The 23,099-nt window shown below is 34.8% G+C and carries 15 protein-coding genes; 7 read left to right on the top strand and 8 right to left on the bottom strand.

The window, feature by feature from the left end; all coding sequences use genetic code 11:
- Positions 1-223: 223 nt before the first annotated feature.
- From KM029_RS26200 to KM029_RS26190, 3 genes are all read left to right on the top strand, one after another.
- Positions 224-2,125, top strand: coding sequence for a sodium:solute symporter family protein (locus tag KM029_RS26200; protein ID WP_144076918.1), 1,902 nt, complete (start codon positions 224-226; stop codon positions 2,123-2,125).
- Between the two features lie 26 nt (positions 2,126-2,151).
- Positions 2,152-3,990, top strand: a complete 1,839-nt coding sequence (locus tag KM029_RS26195; RefSeq protein ID WP_144076916.1) for a sulfatase-like hydrolase/transferase — start codon at positions 2,152-2,154, stop codon at positions 3,988-3,990.
- A gap of 77 nt (positions 3,991-4,067) precedes the next feature.
- Positions 4,068-5,045 carry a glycoside hydrolase family 130 protein gene (locus tag KM029_RS26190; protein WP_144076914.1) on the top strand — a complete coding sequence of 326 codons (978 nt, stop codon included), beginning with the start codon at positions 4,068-4,070 and terminating at the stop codon, positions 5,043-5,045.
- Between the two features lie 88 nt (positions 5,046-5,133).
- Here the strand turns inward: KM029_RS26190 and KM029_RS26185 are convergent, their stop codons facing one another.
- Positions 5,134-10,074 carry an InlB B-repeat-containing protein gene (locus KM029_RS26185; RefSeq protein ID WP_158631242.1) on the bottom strand — a complete coding sequence of 1,647 codons (4,941 nt, stop codon included), beginning with the start codon at positions 10,072-10,074 and terminating at the stop codon, positions 5,134-5,136.
- A gap of 340 nt (positions 10,075-10,414) precedes the next feature.
- On the opposite strand from KM029_RS26185, the gene KM029_RS26180 reads away from it, so the two are divergent.
- The 4 genes from KM029_RS26180 to KM029_RS26165 all read left to right on the top strand — a co-directional run bounded on the left by KM029_RS26180 (position 10,415) and on the right by KM029_RS26165 (position 15,370).
- A complete protein-coding gene (locus KM029_RS26180) occupies positions 10,415-11,290 on the top strand; it encodes a glycyl-radical enzyme activating protein (RefSeq protein ID WP_144076911.1) in 876 nt (291 codons plus the stop codon).
- An 11-nt stretch (positions 11,291-11,301) separates the two neighbouring features.
- Positions 11,302-13,443 (top strand): pyruvate formate lyase family protein, encoded by a 2,142-nt coding sequence (locus KM029_RS26175; RefSeq protein ID WP_144076909.1) that lies wholly within the window; start codon positions 11,302-11,304, stop codon positions 13,441-13,443.
- Positions 13,444-13,446: 3 nt separating this feature from the next.
- Positions 13,447-13,857, top strand: a complete 411-nt coding sequence (locus KM029_RS26170; RefSeq protein WP_144076907.1) for a cupin domain-containing protein — start codon at positions 13,447-13,449, stop codon at positions 13,855-13,857.
- A 64-nt stretch (positions 13,858-13,921) separates the two neighbouring features.
- Positions 13,922-15,370 carry a glycoside hydrolase family 47 protein gene (locus KM029_RS26165; protein ID WP_158631241.1) on the top strand — a complete coding sequence of 483 codons (1,449 nt, stop codon included), beginning with the start codon at positions 13,922-13,924 and terminating at the stop codon, positions 15,368-15,370.
- Positions 15,371-15,465: 95 nt separating this feature from the next.
- On the opposite strand, the gene KM029_RS26160 is transcribed toward KM029_RS26165, so the two are convergent.
- The 7 genes from KM029_RS26160 to KM029_RS26130 form a co-directional block, all read right to left on the bottom strand.
- Positions 15,466-16,518, bottom strand: coding sequence for an NAD-dependent epimerase/dehydratase family protein (locus tag KM029_RS26160; protein WP_205125544.1), 1,053 nt, complete (start codon positions 16,516-16,518; stop codon positions 15,466-15,468).
- Positions 16,519-16,729: 211 nt separating this feature from the next.
- On the bottom strand, positions 16,730-17,947 hold the full coding sequence (dsrP, locus tag KM029_RS26155; protein WP_144076904.1) for a sulfate reduction electron transfer complex DsrMKJOP subunit DsrP: 1,218 nt from the start codon (positions 17,945-17,947) through the stop codon (positions 16,730-16,732).
- A 6-nt stretch (positions 17,948-17,953) separates the two neighbouring features.
- On the bottom strand, positions 17,954-18,988 hold the full coding sequence (locus KM029_RS26150) for a 4Fe-4S dicluster domain-containing protein (RefSeq protein ID WP_144076903.1): 1,035 nt from the start codon (positions 18,986-18,988) through the stop codon (positions 17,954-17,956).
- Between the two features lie 33 nt (positions 18,989-19,021).
- On the bottom strand, positions 19,022-19,696 hold the full coding sequence (locus tag KM029_RS26145) for a hypothetical protein (RefSeq protein ID WP_205125543.1): 675 nt from the start codon (positions 19,694-19,696) through the stop codon (positions 19,022-19,024).
- Positions 19,675-20,352, bottom strand: a complete 678-nt coding sequence (locus tag KM029_RS26140; protein WP_144076901.1) for a cytochrome c3 family protein — start codon at positions 20,350-20,352, stop codon at positions 19,675-19,677. The genes KM029_RS26145 and KM029_RS26140 overlap by 22 nt, the downstream gene beginning before the upstream one ends.
- Before the next feature lie 12 nt (positions 20,353-20,364).
- Positions 20,365-22,701, bottom strand: coding sequence for a molybdopterin-dependent oxidoreductase (locus KM029_RS26135; RefSeq protein WP_144076900.1), 2,337 nt, complete (start codon positions 22,699-22,701; stop codon positions 20,365-20,367).
- A gap of 19 nt (positions 22,702-22,720) precedes the next feature.
- Positions 22,721-22,909 (bottom strand): chaperone NapD, encoded by a 189-nt coding sequence (locus tag KM029_RS26130; RefSeq protein ID WP_158631240.1) that lies wholly within the window; start codon positions 22,907-22,909, stop codon positions 22,721-22,723.
- Positions 22,910-23,099 lie beyond the last annotated feature (190 nt).

The raw sequence follows: 23,099 nt of genomic DNA, 5'->3' as shown, positions 1-23,099 counted from the left end.
AAGAGTGGATTTCCACATTTGCATTGCTTTTTTATTTAAGTACTAAAATATTTTGTGATTATTTAGAAATTATTGGGTGTTATCTCCAACAAGTTTTTCTTAAATTTAACCACTGAGATAACATTATACATAAGCAATACTGCTTGCTCAAAAAAACAATTCTATCGGGTATATCTCATAATAGTAACAGACATAACTTACAAATCTTTTAAACCTAATTATAATGAACTTACATCCTGTAGATATAGGAATAATCGTAGGGTATATATTACTAACGGTTCTTATTGGATACTTTATCTCTAAAAAGGCATCGCAAAATCTTGATAGCTATTTCCTTGGTGGAAAAACAATTCCTTGGTACGTTTTAGGTTTATCAAATGCATCTGGCATGTTTGATATTACGGGTACGATGTGGATGGTTTCCCTTGCTTTTATATATGGTGTTAAATCAGTTTTTATTCCTTGGTTATGGCCTGTTTGGAATCAGATTTTTTTAATGATTTTCCTTGCAGTATGGTTAAGGCGTTCTAACGTAATGACGGGTGCAGAATGGTTAAAAACAAGGTTTGGAAATGGTAGAGGTGCAGAGCTTTCACATATTGTTGTAGTCATCTTTGCCATTATTGCAGTAATAGGTTTTATTGCTTACGGATTTGAAGGAATTGGTAAATTTGCAACTATGTTTTTGCCATGGGATTTGAGCACTTCAGTTTTTGGTTTTGCCATTCCATCGGCTAAAATATATGCCGCTATTATTATGGCACTCACAACTATTTATGTGATTAAAGGCGGGATGTATTCTGTAGTAATGACCGAATTAATCCAGTTTGTAGTGATGACAATTGCTTGTATTATTGTGGGTATAATTGCCATTAATATGGTAACTCCAGAACAGATTACAGCGGTGGTTCCTGAAGGGTGGAAATCTTTAGCTTTCGATTGGAAATTAAACTTAGATTGGTCGACTGTTTTACCAGCCGTAAACGATAAAATTGAGTCGGACGGTTACTCTCTTTTTGGCACATTAATGATGATGATGATCTTTAAAGGGATTCTAGTAAGTATTGCAGGACCCGTTCCAAGTTACGATATGCAGCGTATTATGGCCACAGAATCGCCAAAGGATGCTGCAAAGATGAGCGGTATAGTATCATTGGCTTTATTTATTCCAAGATACCTTATGATTATGGGTTTAGCCGTAATTGGTTTGGTCTATTTATCCCCTCAGTTTGCAGAACAATCTGGCCCAATAGATTTCGAGATGGTTTTACCTTTTGCCCTACAAAACTTTATTCCAGTTGGTTTAAAAGGTCTGTTGTTGGCAGGTTTAATTTCAGCTTTTATGTCAACTTTTGCAGCCAATGTAAATGCGGGACCAGCGTATATAGTCAACGATATTATCAAAAAATATTTTAGACCAAACGCAACAGACAAACAATTGGTGATGATGTCTTACATAGCCTCTTTAGCTGTAGTAATTGTAGGCATGACGGCAGGGTTATTTGTATCGAGTATAGATTCAATTTTAAAATGGATTGTAGCCGCTTTATTTGGTGGATATACAGCTGCAAACATGCTAAAATGGGTATGGTGGAGATTTAATGGTTTTGGTTATTTTTATGGAATGATGGCAGGAATGGGAGCAGCCGTAGTGGTACCTTTTGCCTTCTCAAATCTATCAGAAATAATGCAGTTTCCAATCATCTTCTTGATCTCATTAGCCACTTCGATCGTTGCAAGTTTATTCACTAAACCCGACGACGAGAAAACATTAATGACCTTTTATACAACAGTGCGTCCGTGGGGATTTTGGCAGCCTATTGCAGAAAAATGTAAAGCTATTAATCCGAATTTTAAAGAGAATAAAGGGTTTGGTAAAGATATGTTTAATTGTGCTGTTGGGGCAATTTGGCAACTTTCGTTACATTTAATTCCAGTATTCTTAATTATTGGAGAGTACGAATATATGGCCTACTCAATTGTATTAATGATTGTGACAATGATTTGGTTAAAAATCAAATGGCACGATGAAATGGAAGATTACCCAGAGGATATGCAAGACACGCTTCAGGCAATAGAGGAGAGTACACCTACTTTATCACCTAAAGTAGAAGCAGTTTCTTAGGTTTAAATGATCAATAAAATTTAAAAATGAAAAAGCGACTTTACAGTTTTTGTCTACTGCTCTTTATGGGCATGTCGGTTAATGCACAAAACAAAAAACCGAATGTTTTACTGATATATTCTGATGATCAGGGATCGTTAGACATGAATTGTTATGGAGCTAAAGATTTAAAGACGCCATCTTTTGATAAGATGGCGGAAAATGGTGTTCGGTTTACGCAATTTTATGCACCTGCACCCATTTGTACACCTTCAAGAGCTGCATTGTTAACAGGTAAAAGTCCGCAAGGAGCACAACTACCTAACAATACATCGTCTCAACCGGGGCATGCAGGTTTACCAACAGAAGAAGTAACCATAGCAGAGGTTTTTAAAGGTGCAGGATATAACACTGCGCATATTGGTAAATGGCATTTGGGATACACTCCTGAAACAATGCCAAATGAACAAGGTTTTGACCATTCATTTGGACACATGGGAGGATGTATAGATAATTATTCTCATTTCTTTTATTGGGAGGGTCCTAACCGTCATGATCTATGGAGAAACGGAGAAGAGGTATTTATGGATGGACAGTATTTTCCAGAATTAATGGTAGATGAGGTAGACCAATATCTCACCTCAATTAAAGAAGATGAAGACCCTTTCTTTATGTACTTTGCCATTAATTTACCGCATTATCCTGTGCAACCATTAGAAAAATGGAGAACGTATTATAAAGATTTGCCTTCTCCTCGTAGAGATTATGCAGCCTTTATGTCTACGTTAGATGAGTACATTGGTAAATTGCTTGATGTACTAGAAAAGCAAGGTGTTTTAGAAAATACAATTGTTGTTTTCCAGTCAGATCACGGGTATTCTACTGAAGTAAGAAACTTTAATGGAGGTGGATATTCTGGACCTTATAGAGGTGCAAAAGGAGATTTGTTTGAAGGTGGAATTCGTGTGCCAACGTTAATTCAATGGCCAAATAAAATTCCTGCAAATCAAGTAAGAAATGGTATTGGTACAGGAACAGATTGGTTTCCAACATTATTAGATTTCTGTGGGATATCGTATGATCAAAATGCAATTGAAGGGCACTCATTAAAAGAAATGATTTTAGACAAAGATGCAGCATCACCTGTGGAAGTTTTCCGTTGGAAATTTGGTGCATCGTGGGCAGTTAGAGAAGGCGATTGGAAACTAATTGGCTACCCTACAGATCATACTAAAAAAGCACCAATAGATTTTGAAAAAGGCAGTTATTACCTTGTAAACATTGCACAAGATAGTAGTGAACTAACTAATTTAGCAGCAGAGTACCCTGAGAAAGTTGAAGAACTCACTAAGAAATATTTAGACTGGGAATTTGGTTTTGAAGACGATTTACCTCAAGATTTTAAAGAAGTACAGCATCTTGGTTTTAATGCTAAAGTACAATTACTACAACCCACAGATAAACGCTCTACAGGTCAGGAAATAAAATTAGTAGACGGTTATTCTGGTACGAAAACCTTTAGCGATGGTTATTGGGTTGCATTTCTCGGAAACGACATGGAAGTAGTTTTAGAATTGCCCCAAAAAAGCAAAATAAAGAAGATTACTGTAGGTGCTTTATCGGCACAGCAAAGCTGGATTTTTGCTCCAAAAGAAGTGGAAGTTTTTGTTTCTGAAGATGGTGAAAATTATACCAAATTTGGCACCCAAAAAGCAGAAGGAGCAATTAAAAATGTAATTGTACATCGAGAAAAAATCTCGATAGAAGGTAAATCAAAAGCAAAATACATAAAAGTAATTGCTAAAAATATAGGAAAACTACCGGAGTGGCATTCTGGAAACGGAAGCGATGCTTATATGTTTATCGATGAGATTACTATTGAATAATAAAGCATTTTAGAAGTGTGATAATTCAAAAGTTATTACACTAATCAATAAAAAAATACGATTTAAAATTTATACAAATGAGTACATTAGAGAAGGCATTCCCATGGGAAGATAGACCAGAGAATAGTAAAGCAGTAATGTGGCGATATTCTCAAAATCCAGTGATAAAAAGAGATGCAATAGCAAATTCAAATAGTATTTTTAATAGTGCTGTTGTAGAGTTTAATAATGCATATGCAGGTGTTTTTCGTTGTGACGATAAATGCCGAAGAATGAATATTCATACTGGGTTTAGTAAGGATGGCATCAACTGGGAAATCAATGAATTACCTATTGAATTTATTGCCGGAAATACAGAAATGATCCATTCCGATTATAAATACGATCCTCGTGTAGTTTGGATGGAAGACCGTTATTGGATTACGTGGTGTAATGGTTATAACGGACCTACTATTGGTATTGGGTATACTTTTGATTTTAAAACATTCCATCAATGCGAAAATGCTTTTTTACCGTACAATAGAAACGGGGTGCTTTTCCCAAGAAAAATAAATGATAAATACGTAATGTTAAGTCGCCCAAGTGATACAGGGCATACAGCATTTGGAGATATCTTTATTAGCCAATCACCCGATATGAAATTTTGGGGAGAACACCGTCATGTAATGTCACCGGCACCCTTCGAGGATAGTGCATGGCAATGCATGAAAGTAGGAGCAGGCCCAATTCCTATAGAAACAAAAGACGGCTGGTTAATGATCTATCATGGCGTATTAAAATCATGTAATGGATATGTGTATGCAATGGGAGCAGCCCTATTAGATATTGATAAACCTTGGGAAGTAAAATACAGGTCTCAACCTTATTTATTAACTCCAGAAACACCATACGAGTGTATGGGTGATGTACCAAATGTAGTCTTTCCATGTGCCGCACTTCATGATAAAGAAACTGGTAAATTAGCCGTTTATTATGGTGCTGCAGATACCGTTACAGGTATGGCGTTTGCACAAATTGAAGAACTTGTTGATTGGGTGAAAGAGAATTCTCTTTAATCATAAATTCTGATTGATAGAAAATAAAAACAGCTTCAAAAATAGTGATTAACTATCTTTGAAGCTGTTCTTTTTTATATAAACTCTTCTAGTTTTTCAGTACTTTAAAAGTTTTCTCACCAACACTTGTAGAAATATTAATCATGTAGATCCCAGAAGGAACATCAAAATTAATTTTTTCTCTAGTATAGATTTCATTGGATGATATAAGTACACCTCTAGTTGTATAAACTTTTACAACGGCTTTTTCAGAGATTCCATTAATATCAACATATAGTTCTTTACCTGTTGTAGGGTTAGGATACACCTTAAAACTATTTAGTAAAGCTGTATTTACAGATGTAATCACTTTACTCCATTTAGCATAAATAGCGATGTCTCCGTCAGCAACTTCAATTTCTGTAATTCTATTTGTAAATGCACTTTCCCTAAACCACCCTTCAAAAGTATATCCATCTCTACCTGTAAGGTCTTGTAATGTAATTGCTGTTGTACTACCTGCTGAATAAGTAGCTTGATTAGGGTTTGTAGCACCTTCAACATTATGGAATGTAATCACATAATCAGCTAAGAAATTACTGTAAAACGTTTTATTACCAGTACTTCCTGTGGGTACAGCAACTCCACTAACCGCAGATGTTAACCCTGAATTTGTAAACCAACCAGAAAAATAATGTCCAGATTTTGATGGGTTACTTAAAGTGATATTACTACTTTCAATAGTATAGGAAGTTGGATTACTATTGGTTACGCCGCTTCCATTATTTATAGTATATGATATTGTATACACAATTGCATCCCATTTCGCATAAACCGTGATATTTCCAGTGCTTCCTGTCGGAATAGCCACACTATTTACTTTGGAAGTTAATCCTGAATCAGTATACCAACCACCGAAATTGTACCCAGGAATTGATACATCACTTAATGAAATATCACTACTTTCTATAGTATAAGAAGTTGGATTATTATTTGTTACACTGCTGCTGTTATTGATTGAATATGCTATGGTATATACAGTTGCATCCCACTTTGCATATAAAGTAATATCGCCATCAGAATAATTTATTTCCGTTTTCTGATTAGTTAATCCAGCATCTGTAAACCAACCAACAAAAGTATACCCGGTTCTTCCACTTAAACGCTGTAAGGTAATCGGAGAGGTGATACCAGGAGAATAAGTAGCTTGGTTCGGGTTTGTAACACCATTTACATTATTATATGTAATCTGGCTATTTGTTTGAGAATAAAATCTACTATAAAATGTGATATTACCAGTGCTGCCAACTGGTATTGCAACTCCGCTAACTGCATTTGTTAGCTCTGGGTTAGTAAACCAACCTAAGAAGTTATTTCCAGATTTTGTTAAGTTACTTAACGTAATATCAGCTGTTTCTATAGTATAGGTAACAGGATTTGAATTTGCAGATGCTCCTGAACTATTCGTAACATTAAAAGAAATAGTATAATTTATTGGTTCCCATTTCGCATACAAATCAAGTACACCATCAGTTGCTTGAATATCGGTAATTGATGTTGATAAACCACTGTCTCTATACCATCCAACAAAATTATACCCAGTTCTTCCAGATAACCCTTGCAAACTAATAGGAGATGTAATTGTTGGCGAATAGCTAGTAGGGTTTACGTTAGTAACCCCATTGACATTATGATAAGTTACAACATGATCAGGTTGAGGAGTAAACTTACTATAAAAAGTAATATCTCCATTGCTTCCGTTAGGTATAGCAATAGCCCCAGCAGGTGTTGTGAAGCCAGCATCTGTAAACCAACCAGAAAAATCATAACCAAATCGAGACAAAGCACTTAAGGTAATATCTGTATCTTCTATTGTATAGTTGGTAACATTAGGATTACTAGATGTCCCTTCATTTGTAACAGAATAATTGATAGAATAATTAATAGGAGTCCACCTAGCATAAAGATCTAAATTAGTATTCAATAAATTTGTTATTTCATTACTTGAAGATATTCCATCAAACCAACCTGTAAATGTATACCCTAATCTATTTGGGTCTTCTAATGCACTATTATCATGAATTAAAAAAGTTGAAGGGTTATTTGCATGGTTGGTACCAGTTAATAGATTATGGTAAGTAATTGAATACTGTGCTGTAAACTCAATATTAGCAACATCGCTTTGAATATTATTGTAACTATAGCTTGCTGGCGAAAAAGAAGAGTTGGAGTTAGTTAATGTTACTGTACCTGTTTCTCCTTTTGTTATTTTAATACTGTAAGGACCGTAATCTGTTACATTTAATGAAGAACCGTTTGAGGCAGAGATTGTAGTACTACCTAAAGCTCTTATGTTTCCTGAAATATAAGCTACAAGAGATGTTCTAATTGCTTCATACCCTAAGTCGAAATCAGTAATAACATCATTTGCATTTTTTGATGTTCCATTAGAATCTTCCCATCTATATTCAAAATCAGCATTTGAAGAGGTAGGAGATGGTAATGTAAAACTCGTGAAATTCGGATTATCTTTAAAAGCTTCAGCACCGATATATGTCACAGTGTTTGGGAGGTAAATACTAAGTAAGTCACACCCTTTGAAAGTTCTGTAACTTATAGCTTCTAATCTTGTAGGAAGCTGTACTGTTTTTAAGTCTCCAAACTCAAAAATACCTCTATTTTGATTAGCTGGATCACCAATACTTTTAACTTCTACGCCATCTAAATTATCAGGTATAACAATATCTACAGGATCTTGAGTTGGTGGTGTATAAGACGTTATCATTCCATTAGCATCAACAACAACATCGGCATCCGTTAAAGTGTAAGGGATATAAAAGTCTTGATTAACGGCATCAACTTGTATATTAGAAAAGACTTTTTGAGGGCTAGGGTTAAAAGATTGCCCATTTTTTATTGGAATAATTGTTAAGCTACTATTGACAGCTGTTTCGATAGTATAACTTTCACCATCATTTAAAACAGCATGGACAGATGTATTTCCTCCCTTTGTAACATATAAATCTACTCCGTCTACCCCTCTAATTTGTCCTTGTATTCTAACTCCGTGAAAGCTTTCAGTAGATGTATATTCTTCGTCTAGTACACTTACAATATCACCTTGATTAAAAGAATTCCCCCCTTGCGACCATGAATACGTATATAATGGATCGTGGTGAATTGGAAGTGTAAAAGAGGTGAATACATTATTTGCAAATGCGTAAGAACCAATATGACTTAAGGTTCCAGGTAAAACTATCTCGTTAATATCATTTTCATTAAATGCGTCTCTTTCAATATTTTCTACTTTTGTTGGTAAAATTACACTCTTAAGGTTTTGTGATTTAAAAGTATATGATTGAATCGCTTTTACAGTTTGTCCATCTAAAACTGATGGAATTATAATATCTACTGCACTACCTGTATATCCTGAAAGTAGACCATTAGAATTCACATAAACTTCATTATCTGTTACAGTATGAGGAATATAAAAATCTTTTCTTAGATGATTTTCTTGAAGATTAGTAAAATCATAGGGTATTGAAGGTGTAAATGCAACGCCATTTTTAGTAGCTGCAATATTGATATTACTTCCTTTAGGAACTTCTATTTTATAGCTATCTTCATTATCTAATGTTAGAACCCTGTTATCTGCCCCTGTTATAGTAAGCGTAACGCCATTACTACCACGAATTTCGCCTGTAATTCTAGCTCCTAAAAAAGTTGCATTAGCATCGTAATTAACATCAAGATCACTTACAGATTGCCCTTCACTAAATGAGTTAGAACCATCACTCCAGTTATAGGTATACAAAGTTGGAGATGTAGGTAAATTAAATGAAGAAAAGCCACTATTATATTTAAATGCTTCTGATCCAATATGAGTTATGCTATTTGGTAAATTAATAGTAGAAATTTCATTAAAGGCGAACGCACCTTGATCTATTGCTTCTAATTTAGTTGAAAAGGTGATAGCCTTGATATTATTTCTGTTAAATGCAAATCTATTAATTTTAGTAACAGTATTGGGTAGAACAATTTCTTTTAAATTATTATTCCTAAATGCACTTGTTTGGATACTTTCTAAGGTTGTGGGAAATTCAACAGTAACTATTTCTTTATCTTCAAACACAGCGTTATTTGTAGGGTTTTCAATACCGATAACTTTAACCGTTTCTCCATCTAAAATATCGGGTATAATAATGTCTTTTCGGTCAAAATTATATGATGTACTTATTAAAACGCCATCTGAATTTACAACAACATCGGCATCTGTGATTACGTAACTATTGTAAAAATCAAAATCTTCTACATCTGTTTGAATGTTTGTTTCTGTAAGTGTTTTAGTTGTGAATATAATACTGTTCTGTAATGCAATAATATTGACATCTACACCTAAATCAACTTCAAATTCATAATCTTCACCATCATCAAAAGAAGAAAGATATGTTGGTAATGAACTACTGATGTCTGTACCATCAATGGCTACTACTAAATTAACATTATCGCCACCTCTTATTTGACCACTTATACGTACACCAGAAAATGTAGGGTTAGCAACATAACTTTCATAGAAATCACTTGCAGGAATAACATCACCTTCAGAGTAAGAAACATTTCTAGAAGTCCAATTATACGTATATCTATTTGGAGCTGTAGGTAAAGTATAAGATGTTAAACTAGCATTTCCAACAAATGCGTAACCATATATAGCCTGTATACTATTTGGAAGAGTTATACTACTAAGGTTATTATTATGAAAACTATAGGCATTAATAACTCTTAAAGTTGAAGGAAGAACAACAGAGGTAATTCCATTGTTACTAAAAACACCTGAAGACAAGAATGTGCCTATTTCTTTTACAATAAAACCATCTAGTCTTTCAGGAATAATGATGTCTGTGTTTGCAAAATTGTAACTACAACTTTTTAAAACACCCTCACTAGTTACAACTACGTCTGCATCTGTTAATGTGTAAGGGGTTTGTGCTTGTGCTATGGAAGCAATGAGCATAAAAATGAGTACTGCTAATAAATTTATTTTTTTCATAGTTATTTGGGATATGTTGAAATCAGACAGTTGAAAGTTAATGATTGCAATAAGTGAATTCATAACAAAAGTGAATTGGTATTAGTGCAATTAATATAACTAAGCATCGTATAGTTCAATAAAATAATTATTTATATCCAAATTACTCATTGATTTTTTAATTTTAAACGCTTCGTAGATATAAATTTTTCTCCCAAATAAATGTAAACCCATTTAAACTTTCCCCTACCAATCATAAAACATCGTTACAGTACACAAAATTGCAATCTGAGTTCACTACTTAAACTTGTAGCTAGTGGTGTATGTGTAATATATTTGTACTGTAGTAATTTGAATTGAAATGGAAGGGATTATAACAAACATACAACGATTATCTGTACATGATGGAGAAGGAATACGTTCTGTTATTTTCTTTAAAGGATGTAATATGCGTTGTGAGTGGTGTCATAACCCAGAAACATTTTCATTAAAACCAGAAATAGAACGAGTTACTGATAAGTGTATAGCATGTGGAGAATGTGTAAAAGTATGTAATGCAAAGGCACTTTTTATAATGCACGGTAAAGTACATTTTAATAAAAAGAAATGTAACCAATGTTTAGAATGTGCAACAGTATGTTATGCGAAGGCAATGAATATAGTTGGAAATACATACACAGCAGCTCTTCTCTATAAAAAAATTGAAAAAGATATTCCATTTTTCCAGTCTTCAAATGGGGGAATAACAATTTCAGGAGGTGAACCATTCACTCAATTTAAATTTTTAAAATCAGTAGTAGAATTCTTTAAAAAGAAAGGATTACACATAACGATAGAATCTAATTTTAGCACAGCTTGGCAACATATTCAAGCACTTATTCCTTATGTAGATCACTGGATGATTGACCTTAAGATGATCTCCTTTGAGCAACATAAAAAGTGGACAGGTATAGGAAATTCAAATATTTTAAAGAACATCAAATTATTAGATAATCGAGGGGAAAGTTATGAGTTAAGAACGCCTGTTGTTCCATCAGTAAATTCTACAAAAGATGATATTCTTTTACTTAAAAAATTTGTTGATCAACTCATAAATATAAAGAAGTATCAACTTAATCCTTTTCACCCATTGGGTGGACAAAAATATATTAACCTTTCAAAAGAAAATAAGTTTGCTAAGGTAAAAGCTTTAGAGAAAACAGAGTTTGACAAACTTAGTGCAGTACTCGACCAATAAATAACATGAAAATGAATAAATACTACCAAAGAATTCAACAACTAAAACAGAGAAAACAGGAACAAACGCAAGAAAAAATAGCAGTTGAAGGCCTTTTAGATGAAGACGATTACGGACGTATTGCACTACCAGAGAATGCATGGGAAATAATTCCCAATCATGCAGATGGTTCTTTTTATGGGATTGAAGGATGGACCAATAATTTCTGTAATCTGATGGATGCACACCCTATCTACATAGACAAAAATGATGCTTTTGCTGGACGTTGGATGTATTTTATGTCAAAAATGCGTCCAAATAAATGGAACCCTAAGTATGGTTTTGATCATCTTATTGAAAACCAAGAAAAGTATAATATCATTCATGGAATAGGTGATGATGCACATTTTGCACCTGATTTTAAATTGGGATTACAATTAGGTTGGGATGGTCTTCTTTATAAAATGGAAGTAAGTAAAGCACTTAATCCAGAAGCAGAAAAGATAGCTTTCTATACGGCACACGAACAAGCAATTAAGAGTATTCAAGGCTGGATTAATAGACATATAATTGAGTTAAACATAAAAATAGCGCTTGAGACGGATGGTGATTTAAAGGCCAATTTAGAAGAAATGCTTCTCGTAAACCAAGCTATTTTAAACGGTCCTCCAAAAACACTTCGTCAAGCTTGTCAATGGATAATTTGGTATCATTTGGCGTCTAGAACTTATAATAGAGATGGGGCTGGTGGGCAAATAGATACTTTATTACAACCCTATTATGAAAATGATATTAATAATGGCTTAATCACAAAAGATGAAGCCGTGTATTATTTATCCTGCTTTTTAATTAATGACCCGATTTATTGGCAATTAGGAGGACCTGATGGTAAAGGAGGAGATGTTTCTTCTGAGTTATCATTTTTAATTCTTGAAGCAGCGGATCTTATAAATACCTCTTTAAATATTACAATTCGTGTACACGAAAATATGAATGAAGAGTTGTTTAAAACCTCTTTAACTTATCTCATTAAAAATAAAAATGCATGGCCAAGATACTCTGGTGATAAAGCACTAGTTGAAGGGTTTATGCGAAATGGATACTCTGAAGAATTAGCAAGACAAAGAATTGCTGTAGGGTGTAATTGGATGTCACTTCCAGGATTGGAATATACCATGAATGATCTGGTGAAGGTCAACATGGTAAAGGTGTTTGAAGTAGCTTTTGGTGAGCTAATCAAATTGCAAGATAAGAGTACAGAAGCACTTTGGAGTTTATTTGAAAAGCATTTGAAAATAGCAGTTCAAACAGCAGCTGATGGTATATTACATCATCTGAAATATCAAAAATACAATGAACCGGAACTTATTCTTAACCTTCTTTCTTATGGTCCGATGGAAAGAGGATTGGATGTGAGTGATGGAGGTGCAATGTATTATAATTTATCAATAGATGGGGCTGGGCTTGCTGTAGTAGCAGATTCTTTTGCTGCTATTCAACAACAGATCGAGTTAGATCAAAAACTTGATTGGAGCGCTCTTGAGTTCCATTTAGAGAGTAATTTTACAGAGGTTAACGGAGAACGTATTCGCCAACTAATGCAAAATAGTCCTCGTTTCGGGCAAGGAGAGACAATAGGTGATGCATGGGCTAAAAAAATTAGTCAGTTATTTACTAAAGAGGTAAAAGCAAAATCGAATAAAGAAAAGAACCATTGTTTTATTCCTGGTCTTTTTTCTTGGGCAAATACTGTGGGTTTAGGAAAAGCAGTAGGTGCTACACCGAACGGTAGAAAGGCAGGGACACCAATTTCGCATGGAGCAAATCCAACACCGGGTTTTGTTGTAGATGGAGGTTCTTTAGCGTTAGCAAATGCAATTGCAGATGTTCAGCCAGGGTTTGGAAATACCGCTCCAATGCAATGGGAGTTAGACCCTAGTTTAGCTAAAGAAGAGCATAGTGCAATAATTGGAGCCATAATTAAAACGCATTTTAATAGAGGGGGCACACTTATAAATGTAAATATTATGGATAAAGAAGAGGTGCTTGCTGCACATAAAGACCCTCATTTATACCCAGATTTAGTAGTGAGAATTACAGGTTTTACGGCCTATTTTGCTATGCTTACTCAAGAATTTAGACAGTTAGTAGTAGACCGTATTTTAGAAAACTAGTTAATGAAAATAACAGAAACATATCAGCATAAAGAAACAGGTTACAACCCATTTTTAATAAGAGAGGGATGGCAAGTTGCACAGTTAAATTATGCAGAAGAAAGTAGACCTGAAAATATTAAAAGGTTAGATATCCATTATCTTACTGATGAAGCTTTTATGTTAATTGATGGCAGTGCATTGCTTGTAGCAGCAGAAATAGTTGATAACACAATTACTTATGATATGACGCACATGGAACCAGGAATTATTTATAATATCCCTAAAAATGTTTGGCATACAATAGCACTCAAAGAAGAAGCAAAAGTTTTAATTATTGAGAAAGATAAAACGCACTTAGGTGATTTCGAATTTTATGATTTTAATAATGAACAATACAAACAGTTTCTACAAGAAATTCATAAAATTTGGTAATCAAAGAAAGAATAAAATTACGACTTAACTAATCCTAAGGTCAGAAACAATAAATATGAAAAAGATGAATACTATCAAAAAACAATCAATTTTTACAACAACGTGCATGGCGTTGGCTATCTTAATTTTATTACCGTTTGCATCAATTTCTAGTCCTTTAAAAAAGAAGGATGGTATTTCTAAAAAAGAGAAAAAAGAATACCAAGAAAGAGTAAAAACAGCTTTTAAGAAAGGGTGGAGAGCATATATGAATTATGCGAAAGGCTTAGATGCAGTAAATCCAATATCAGAAAAAGGCCATAATTGGTATGCAGAATCTTTATTAATGACACCTGTAGATGCTTTCTCTACAATGTATTTAATGGGTTTAGACGATGAAATGAAAGAAGCAAAAGAGCTTATTTTTTCAGAATTAGAATTTGATAAAGATTTTGAGGTCCAACAATTCGAAATTGCAATTCGTATTCTTGGTGGCTTGCTATCAAGTTATCAGTTAGATGGCGACCAACGTTTTCTTGATTTAGCTATTGATTTAGCAGATAGGATGCTTCCTGTTTTCGATTCGCCTACTGGAATTCCTTATCGTTTAGTCAATTTAAAAACGGGAGCTGTTGGCGGACAAGGTACAAACCCTTGCGAGGTAGGTTCTATGTTATTAGAGTATGGTGTATTGTCTAAATTAACGGGCGACCCTAAGTATTATGATTTATGTAAAAGAGGTGTTAAGGCACTTTACGATAGAAGAGGAGAAACAGGTTTACAAGGTTCTTGGATTGATCAAGATACAGGGAAATGGGAAGACACTAGAGCACATATTTCTGGAGGAATAGATGCTTATTATGAGTACTTATTAAAAGGGTATTTATTGTTTGGAGATGAGGACTTATTAGAGTGGTACACTGTTTCTCGTGATGCAGTAAACAAGTATTTAGTAGATACTACTTCTGTAGAAGGTGAAATGTGGGTTGGCTGGGCCGATATGAATTCGGGTGAGCGAATAATGACAAGGTTTGGTGCTTTAGATTGTTTCTGGAATTTATGCAATGTTTTAGATGGTGATTTAGAAAGAGCTGAAGGTTTACAAGCTTCGATTAATAAAATGTGGTTTAAAAATGGTATTGAGCCAGAAGCGATTAACTACACAACAATGCAACCTTATTACGAAGGTGCAGAATATTATATGATGCGCCCAGAAGCAATAGAATCTACATATTATGTTTGGAGAGGAACGGGAAATAAAAAATACTACGAGCAAGGTAAAAAGATGTTTGAAAGCATTGAAAAATACTGCCAAGTAGACAATGGTTATGTACAATTAAGAGATGTTGCCACTAAAGAAAAATGGGATACTTTAGAGAGTTTCTTCTTTGCTGAAACAATGAAATATTGCTATTTATTCTTTGCTGATGCAGCGACTTTTGATCTTGAGAGATATGTATTAAATACAGAAGCACACCCATTAAAAAATACATGGGATAAAGATTGGAAGGGTAACCAAAATGGTGTGAAGTAGTAGCATTATTTTGTGCAATTTAAAACACAAAACGGGAGATCAATATATATTTTGAACTCCCGTTTTGTATATGCTATAGTTGTAATATTTAGTTGTTACTTAAAAATACCTGCTTCAACTAACTGACCAAAAAAGTCGTTCAAGGTATCTTTAGAATCTCTATAATGCATGCCTAATTTTTCTTTACTTTTTGTGTTATCAACTAACCATTTGTAACCAAAATTTAGACTTACCATCTTTCTAGGAATTCCTTGAAAAGGACCAATTAACCAAACTAACCATTTTGGTAATTCCTTTTTAGGGAAAGGATAATTTGCACCATATTTATCTCTTAGTAAATCTACCATTTCTAATAAAGTAAGGCTCTCGTTAGAGATGATATGTCTACCTTCAGCCTCTGGTGTAAAACCTGCATTATAATGTGCAATTGCTAAATCTCTTACATCAACAATACCAATATGTAATCCCGGAGCACCCATTTTTAAAGTACCATCACCAATCTGTTTCATTATATTGAAACTCTCAGAAGTACTTGTTGGGTTAATGCCAGGTCCTAAAACAAATGAAGGATTAATTACAACTAAATCCCATCTGTCTTGTCCTTTATTGAGTTCCCAAGCAGCTAATTCTGCTACTGTTTTAGAATAATTATAAGGCTGATGTTTTACAGAAGAAGTCTTGTTCCATACATTCTCGTCTGCTGTTTGATTCGGAAGAGGTAATAAGTCTTTTGCATCTCCAATAATTGCCACGCAACTACTTGTAAGCACAACTCTTTTAACAGATTCTACCTTATTTACAGAGTTTAAAACATTCTTTGTTCCGATTAACGCTGGAGCCACTAAATCTTTTTCTGCATTCTTTACATTTGTAACAAAAGGAGATGCTGTATGGAAGACCAACTCGCAACCTTCCATTGCTTCTTCGTAAGAACCTTCCGTCAGTAAGTCTGCTTTAAAGTATTTTATGGTACCGTCAGACTTTTCTGCTATTGCATTTAAGTAGTGTAATTTTTCTTGATTATCAGGATTTCTAACAGGGGCGTGAATTGTGAGTCCCTCCATTAGGAGTTTTTCAACAATACGACCAGCTACATAGCCAGTTGCTCCTGTAATCATTACAGGTTTAGATTTATCAATAGTTTTCAATGTAATTAAGATTAAGTGATTAACTATTCAATATAACAAATACCTTATTAAAAGGTTTCTTTTCTTAATAGAATGCATGATTAATTTTTAAATCTTATCAAAAAAATAGTAATGTAGTTCAGAATAATCATTCTTGAAGCTATATACAAAAAGGAACCTCATTGCTGAAGCTCCTTTAAGTCAATTTAAATTGTGATGATTCTACATTTCATCACTTTTTATAACGAATCGCACCGAGTTCAATAGCTATAGTGGCACGGGTAAGGATGGTAAAAATGAAACAACCCAAAGCCCAAATACCAACAGTAACACCTATTTCTACAGAAGAAGGCGTGTACTCTACAATTTTTCCCCATTGCCCAGGAATAAACCCTGGTACAATTAATCCAAAACCTTTATCAATCCATATTGCTATAAATAATATCACGCATGCTACATACAAAAGCGTCATGTTTTTTCTAAGCTGATTGAATGTAAGAATTGCTGTGGCGATTAAGTTCAGACCAATGGAAGTCCAAATCCAAGGAACTAAAGCTTTGTGTTCACCTAAACCAAAAAATAAGTATTGTGCACTAATTGAATGATGCGTAGGAGAGTAAAACTCTTTGAAAAGTTCAGAACCGAGCATAATCAAATTTGCTTGTGCAGATACTGTAATTACTAAAGCTATCTTTTGTATTGTTTTCTTCTCAATTTTAAAAGAAGAATACTGATTAATCATTCCTAAAGCTAAAATTATTAATGCAGGACCAGCCGCAAATGCTGAAGCTAAAAAACGTGGTCCTAGTAATGCTGTATTCCAGAATGGTCTAGCTTGTAACCCTTGGTATAAAAAGGCGGTAACCATGTGCAATGCTACTGCCCAAAATACAGAAATCATAACACCTGGTAAGTAAACTTTTTTATGTGCTACTTTACCTTGGTAGTGCCTAAATAGGATATACATGGGTACAGTAATGTTAATAAAAAGGTACACATTTAGAACAACCATATCCCAGGTTAGCATGGAATTAGGGAAATTAAATGTACCTAAACCCGGTATCATGTGCCATAAAACGCCCGGGCCACCAACATCTACCATTACAAAAGTGATACACATAACAAGTGCAGAAACAGCCATTCCTTCGCCAATAAGAACAGCTTGTTTAAAATCTACATCATGTAAAATATAAGTAGGGAGCACCAGCATAACAGCAGCTGCAGCTACACCAACAAGAAAAGTAAAATTAGAAATGTACAATCCCCAACTTACTCTATCGCTCATGCCAGTGACAACAAGTCCTTCAGAAATTTGTTGGTAATAACTGTAGGCACCCCAAAGCATAAAAAAGGTAAGAATGCCCATCCAAACGTGGTAATAAAGGCTACCATGTGTAGCTTCTTTAAAACCATCTTTTATCATTTGTGAAAATATCTTGATCTGTTTCATACTTTATTAGTCCATGTAATACCAAAATTTTGGCTCAGTTCCCAAATCTTCTTTTAAACGGAAAACCTTCTTGTTTTCTAAAACATACCTGATTTCACTATTCGGATCTAGTAAATTACCAAATACTCTTGCTCCTGTTGGGCAGGCTTCTACACATGCAGTGTTTTCGCCATTTCTAGATTTCTGAACACAGAAAGTACATTTTTCCATTACACCTTTTTTACGAAGTCGGTTACCTAAATAATGTTGGTCTTTGTTTACTTCACTTTCTGGAACATGAGGTTCTTTCCAGTTAAAACGTCTTCCATCGTAAGGGCATGCAGCCATACAATATCTACAACCAATACACCAATCGTAATCAATTACCACAATGCCATCTTTTTCTTTCCAAGTGGCCTTTGTAGGGCAAACTTCTACACAAGGAGGGTTTTCACAATGAAAACATTGTGTGCCAAGGTAAAAATGACCTTCCGCAGGAACTTGATGGTAAAAATTATCGTCGGCTAATTCAAAATCAAAATTCCCTTTTCCCATTTCATGAATTCTGATGTATTGCATCTGTGAATCCCTGTCATGGTTATTCTCCTCCTTACAAGCTTTTACACAATCCATATATCCTTGGCATTTGGATAAATTGAATGCGTAACCATAAAGTACGTTGTCTAAAGGTCCTTTTGATGATACATTGATGTGATGTCCAGTATTCATCTCATACAATCTTTCTAACCTTTTAACTGTTGCTAATTGTTCCTCTTTAGACATTACTTGGTAATTGCCTTTAAAGTACTCTTCCCATTCCATGCTAGCCTTTTCTTTAGAGGCATCACTTTTGGTTGGAGAACAAGCAGATTGTGCCATTCCAACACCAGCCAATAAACCACTAGTAATACTTTTTATGGCTGTTCTTCTATCCGTTTTTTGTTCAATTTTTTGATCAAAACCATCTTTCCGAGGCTTATTATTATTACCACAACTGCAATCCTCAGACTTACAATCTTCTTTTTTAAAATATTTTTTATATATGTCTCTAATTTCCTTCATAGCGTGCGATTTCTAAGTGTGTGCAATTCAAAATTACTTTCCTCTACGTTGTTCGGTTACCTTAGTATTTAATACCGCAGGCAGTCTTTTTCCAAAGGCAGGTTTATGAGGGTTATGGCAACCAACACAAGTCTGTTTTGCAATGGGTTTTGCCCATCCACCTAGACGTTTACCGTGTGCTCCACCTTTCCAATCTTTAAATTGCGAACTGTGGCATTGTGCACAAACCTTATAGCTATCGTTAAATTTTACAGTACCATTTGTAAGCGTGTGCAAATGGTCCATATCATTGGCAGTATGGCAAGTCTGACAGTTCATTACATCTGCATTGGCATGTTTTAGTTCTAAATTCCAATGCGATTTTTTGTACTTTCCATCATTTCTTTGCATTGCCGAGAGGGGCTTTGAATGACAGTTACTACACTTAAATGAGGTAATCTGACTTTCTCTTTCAGGAATTAAAAATGCTTTTCCAACATAAATGCTATCTACTTCTACTGTTTTAATAAATGCAAGAATTTCTTCTACAGAGGCATCTATTTGTGTAGTATCTGAATTAGATAAACGTTTTATTTTCATGAGATTACTCTCATGTCCGTGGTGTTTTTCTTCTGATGAATCGTGCGATGAGCATCCAACTAAACTTGAAAGTACAAGCAGACAGAAGAAGAGTAAAGTGTGCTTTTTCATTGTGCTTTTCTTTTCCATGTTTGATTTATTCCTTCTAATTTTGCTTGGTTTGGTACATGGCATTGCATACAATTGGCCCTTTCTGTGTGCGTAGCTCTAATGTCTACTAAACCTCCAGAACCTGCATGACATGATAAACAGTCTGTTCTATTTTGTAAACCATGCGGAATAGTAGGAGGGCTCGTTACCAATGCTCTATTGTCTACATGCGTAGGTTGGCTTCTCTTCCAGTTTGTTTTCTTAAATAATTTTTTAGTGGTAATAGGCACATGGCACTGTCTACAACTAATTAATTCTGGATGAGGAGTGGCAGGAGCATAGGCTTTAAAAGAAGCTACATAACCACCATTTTCATGGCATTGTAAACAGCTTTTATCACCGATCCCTTTTTTTGATAATAACGGATGCGGAATTTGAGGAGGAGCCCCCTCATAAGCACGTCTTTGATAATACTCTTTTTTATGTTCTGCATGCAAGGGGTCGTTTGGCATGGCTTTAAAATCTATGCCTTCTTTAGAACGTCTAAAAAGATATTCTTCAGATGTTTCTCTTGTAGAAGGAGTGGCCACCTCTTCAGTTAAAGAGGCCCTCTTCTTTGCTTCGGTTATACTCAAATTAACCATGACTACAGCTACAATAATCAGAGAAAAGAGTACAATAACTAATTTATTCATAAGAGTAGTTGTTTATACTTTTTCAATTTTTACTGCACACTTTTTATAGTCAGGTTGTTTAGAGATTGGGTCAAAAGCATCTAATGTAACGTCATTAATCAAGTAGCCTTCATCAAAGAATGGTACAAAAACTTGCCCTTTAACCGGAACACCTCTACCGTTTACAGAGGCAGGTAAAGTCATAGTACCTCTTTTAGAAGTAATTTTAACTTTATCTCCTTCTCTAATATTTAATCGTTTTGCATCATCAGGGTTTACCTCAACATAACTGTGCGGAACCGCTTGGTGCAATACGTCAATTCTTCTTGTCATAGACCCTGTATGCCAATGCTCAATCACACGTCCAGTACAAAGCCAATAATTATATTCTTTATCAGGAGATTCTGCAGCAGGTTCATAGGGACGTTGCCAGATTACAGCTTTTCCATCTTTCTTACCATAGAAATGGAACCTTCCTTTACTGTTATCACAAGCAGGATCATATGCAGTATTGAAACGCCATTTTGTCGATTTCCCATCTACAAAAGGCCACATAGCACCTGGCTGATTTTTTAATACTTCTAATGGAGCCATACCGTGCTTTTTACCCGCTTGATGCAGCCTATATTCTTCATAAAGTTCTGCAGCATGGGTAGCTTCATTTTTTGGGAAAAGATCACCGTAACCCATTCTTCTTGCTACCTCAATTATTTGCCAACTATCACTAATTGCCTCACCTGGGGCATCAATCATTTTCTCGAAGTACTGTGTTCTTCGCTCAGAATTTCCAAATAGACCTTCACGTTCAATCCACATCGCCGAAGGCAAAATTACATCAGCAACGTCTGTTGTTGGAGTTGGATAGATATCAGAAACAACAATAAAACGCCCTGTTTTTTCACAACCCTCTCTGTAACGATTTAGGTTTGGCATTGTAACCATTGGGTTGGTTACTTGAATCCACATAAATTTGATATCACCTCTATCCAATGCCCTAAACATTTCTACGGTATGGTAGGTAGGTTTAGCTGGAATATTTTCTACGGGTACTTTCCAAATTTTAGCAGCAAATTCACGGTGCTCTTTATTTGTAACCACACCGTGCGGAAGCTTATGTGTTAGTGTTCCTACCTCACGTACAGTTCCACAAGCACTTGGCTGTCCTGTTAAAGAGAATGGACTATTTCCAGGAGTAGAAATTTTACCTGTTAAAAGGTGAATGTTGTAGACTAAGTTATTAATCCAAGTACCTCTTGTATGCTGGTTCATACCCATACACCAGAACGACATTACCTTTTGGTTAGGGTCTCCATAAATGTTAGCCATTAATCGAATATCCTTAACAGAAACACCAGAGTATCTAGCTACTTTTTCTGGGGTATATTCTTTTAGGAATTCTTTATAGGCATTAAAATCTATTTTTTCTTCGTGTTCTTTAAATTTATAGAAGTCTTCTGTACCATATCCCATTTTAGTTTTTCCTTTGCTAAAGCTGATATGTTTTTTTACAAACTCCTTATTTACCCATCCTTTATCAATAATTTCATAACAGATGGCATTGGCAACTGCTAAGTCTGTTTGTGGCTCAAAAATAATTGATCTATCTGCTGCCATGCTTGTACGCGTTGTTCTGGTAGCGAAATCAATAATTTTCACTTTCCTTTTCATTCTCTGATCTAAAAGACGAGAGAATAATACAGGGTGCATCTCTGCCATATTGTTACCCCAAAGAATAAAAACATCCGCATGGTCAATATCCTCGTAACATCCCATTGGTTCATCAATACCAAAAGATGTCATAAAACCTGTAACCGCACTGGCCATACACAAACGAGCATTTGCTTCTAGATTGTTGGTGCCAATTGCCCCTTTCATAAATTTAGACGCCGCATAACCATCAGGGATAGTCCATTGTCCAGACCCATACATAGAAACAGCATCTTTCCCATGATCTTTTATAGTTTGTTGCATTTTACTTGCAATAAGATCTAAGGCTTCTTTCATGCTTGTTTCTACCATTTTCCCGTTCTTTTTTACTAACGGTTTTGTTAGACGATCTTTACCGTAAATTGCTAAAACAGAATGGTAACCTTTAACACAGCAAAGACCTTTATTTACAGAAGATTTAGGGTCGCCTTTAACCGCAACTGCTTTACCCTTTTGCAAACCTATTAGTACACCACAACCTACGCCACAAAAACGGCAGGGTGCTTTTTTCCATTTTAAGTCTGCATCTTTAGGAGCATTTTTTTCTTGCTCATCAGCAAAGATAATTCCTGGAAATAATGTTGCTGCCGTAGTCATGGCAGAAAAAAGAGCCATCTTTTTAAGAAAAGATCGTCTTGAAGAGATTGAAGAATTTTTATCCATAGTTAATTTGTAATATTATTTAGCCTTGGTAACCCGATACCATCGATAGCTGATTGACAGAGGGTAAGTTTTGAATATTTTGAATTTGTTCTTTTTCTATTTCTTTAGAATCAGACTCTAATAAAACAACTACGATATCTTTATTTTCCGATGGAATGACCTCGCAGTTTTTAAAACCGTTAAGTGCTTTAATCATGTCGGACTTCATCCCGACGCCTGGATAAGCGATAAAACTTTTTATTAATAGCATTATAATTCTGATAGATTATAGTTAGAGTGAATTTTTGTAAAGCTAAGGAGTTGTAATTTTTGTTAAAGTGAGGAAAGTAATAGTTAAAAGATGATAAGCGTCATTGTTACGACTAATAGTGAATAAAAGTTATTGATAGGTGTTTAAG

Origin of the sequence: Flammeovirga kamogawensis (assembly GCF_018736065.1) — a bacterium.
In the GTDB taxonomy this organism is placed as follows: Bacteria; Bacteroidota; Bacteroidia; order Cytophagales; family Flammeovirgaceae; genus Flammeovirga; species Flammeovirga kamogawensis.
The sequence above is the reverse complement of the archived record's forward strand: the minus strand, read 5'-3'. Positions and strand labels throughout refer to the sequence as shown.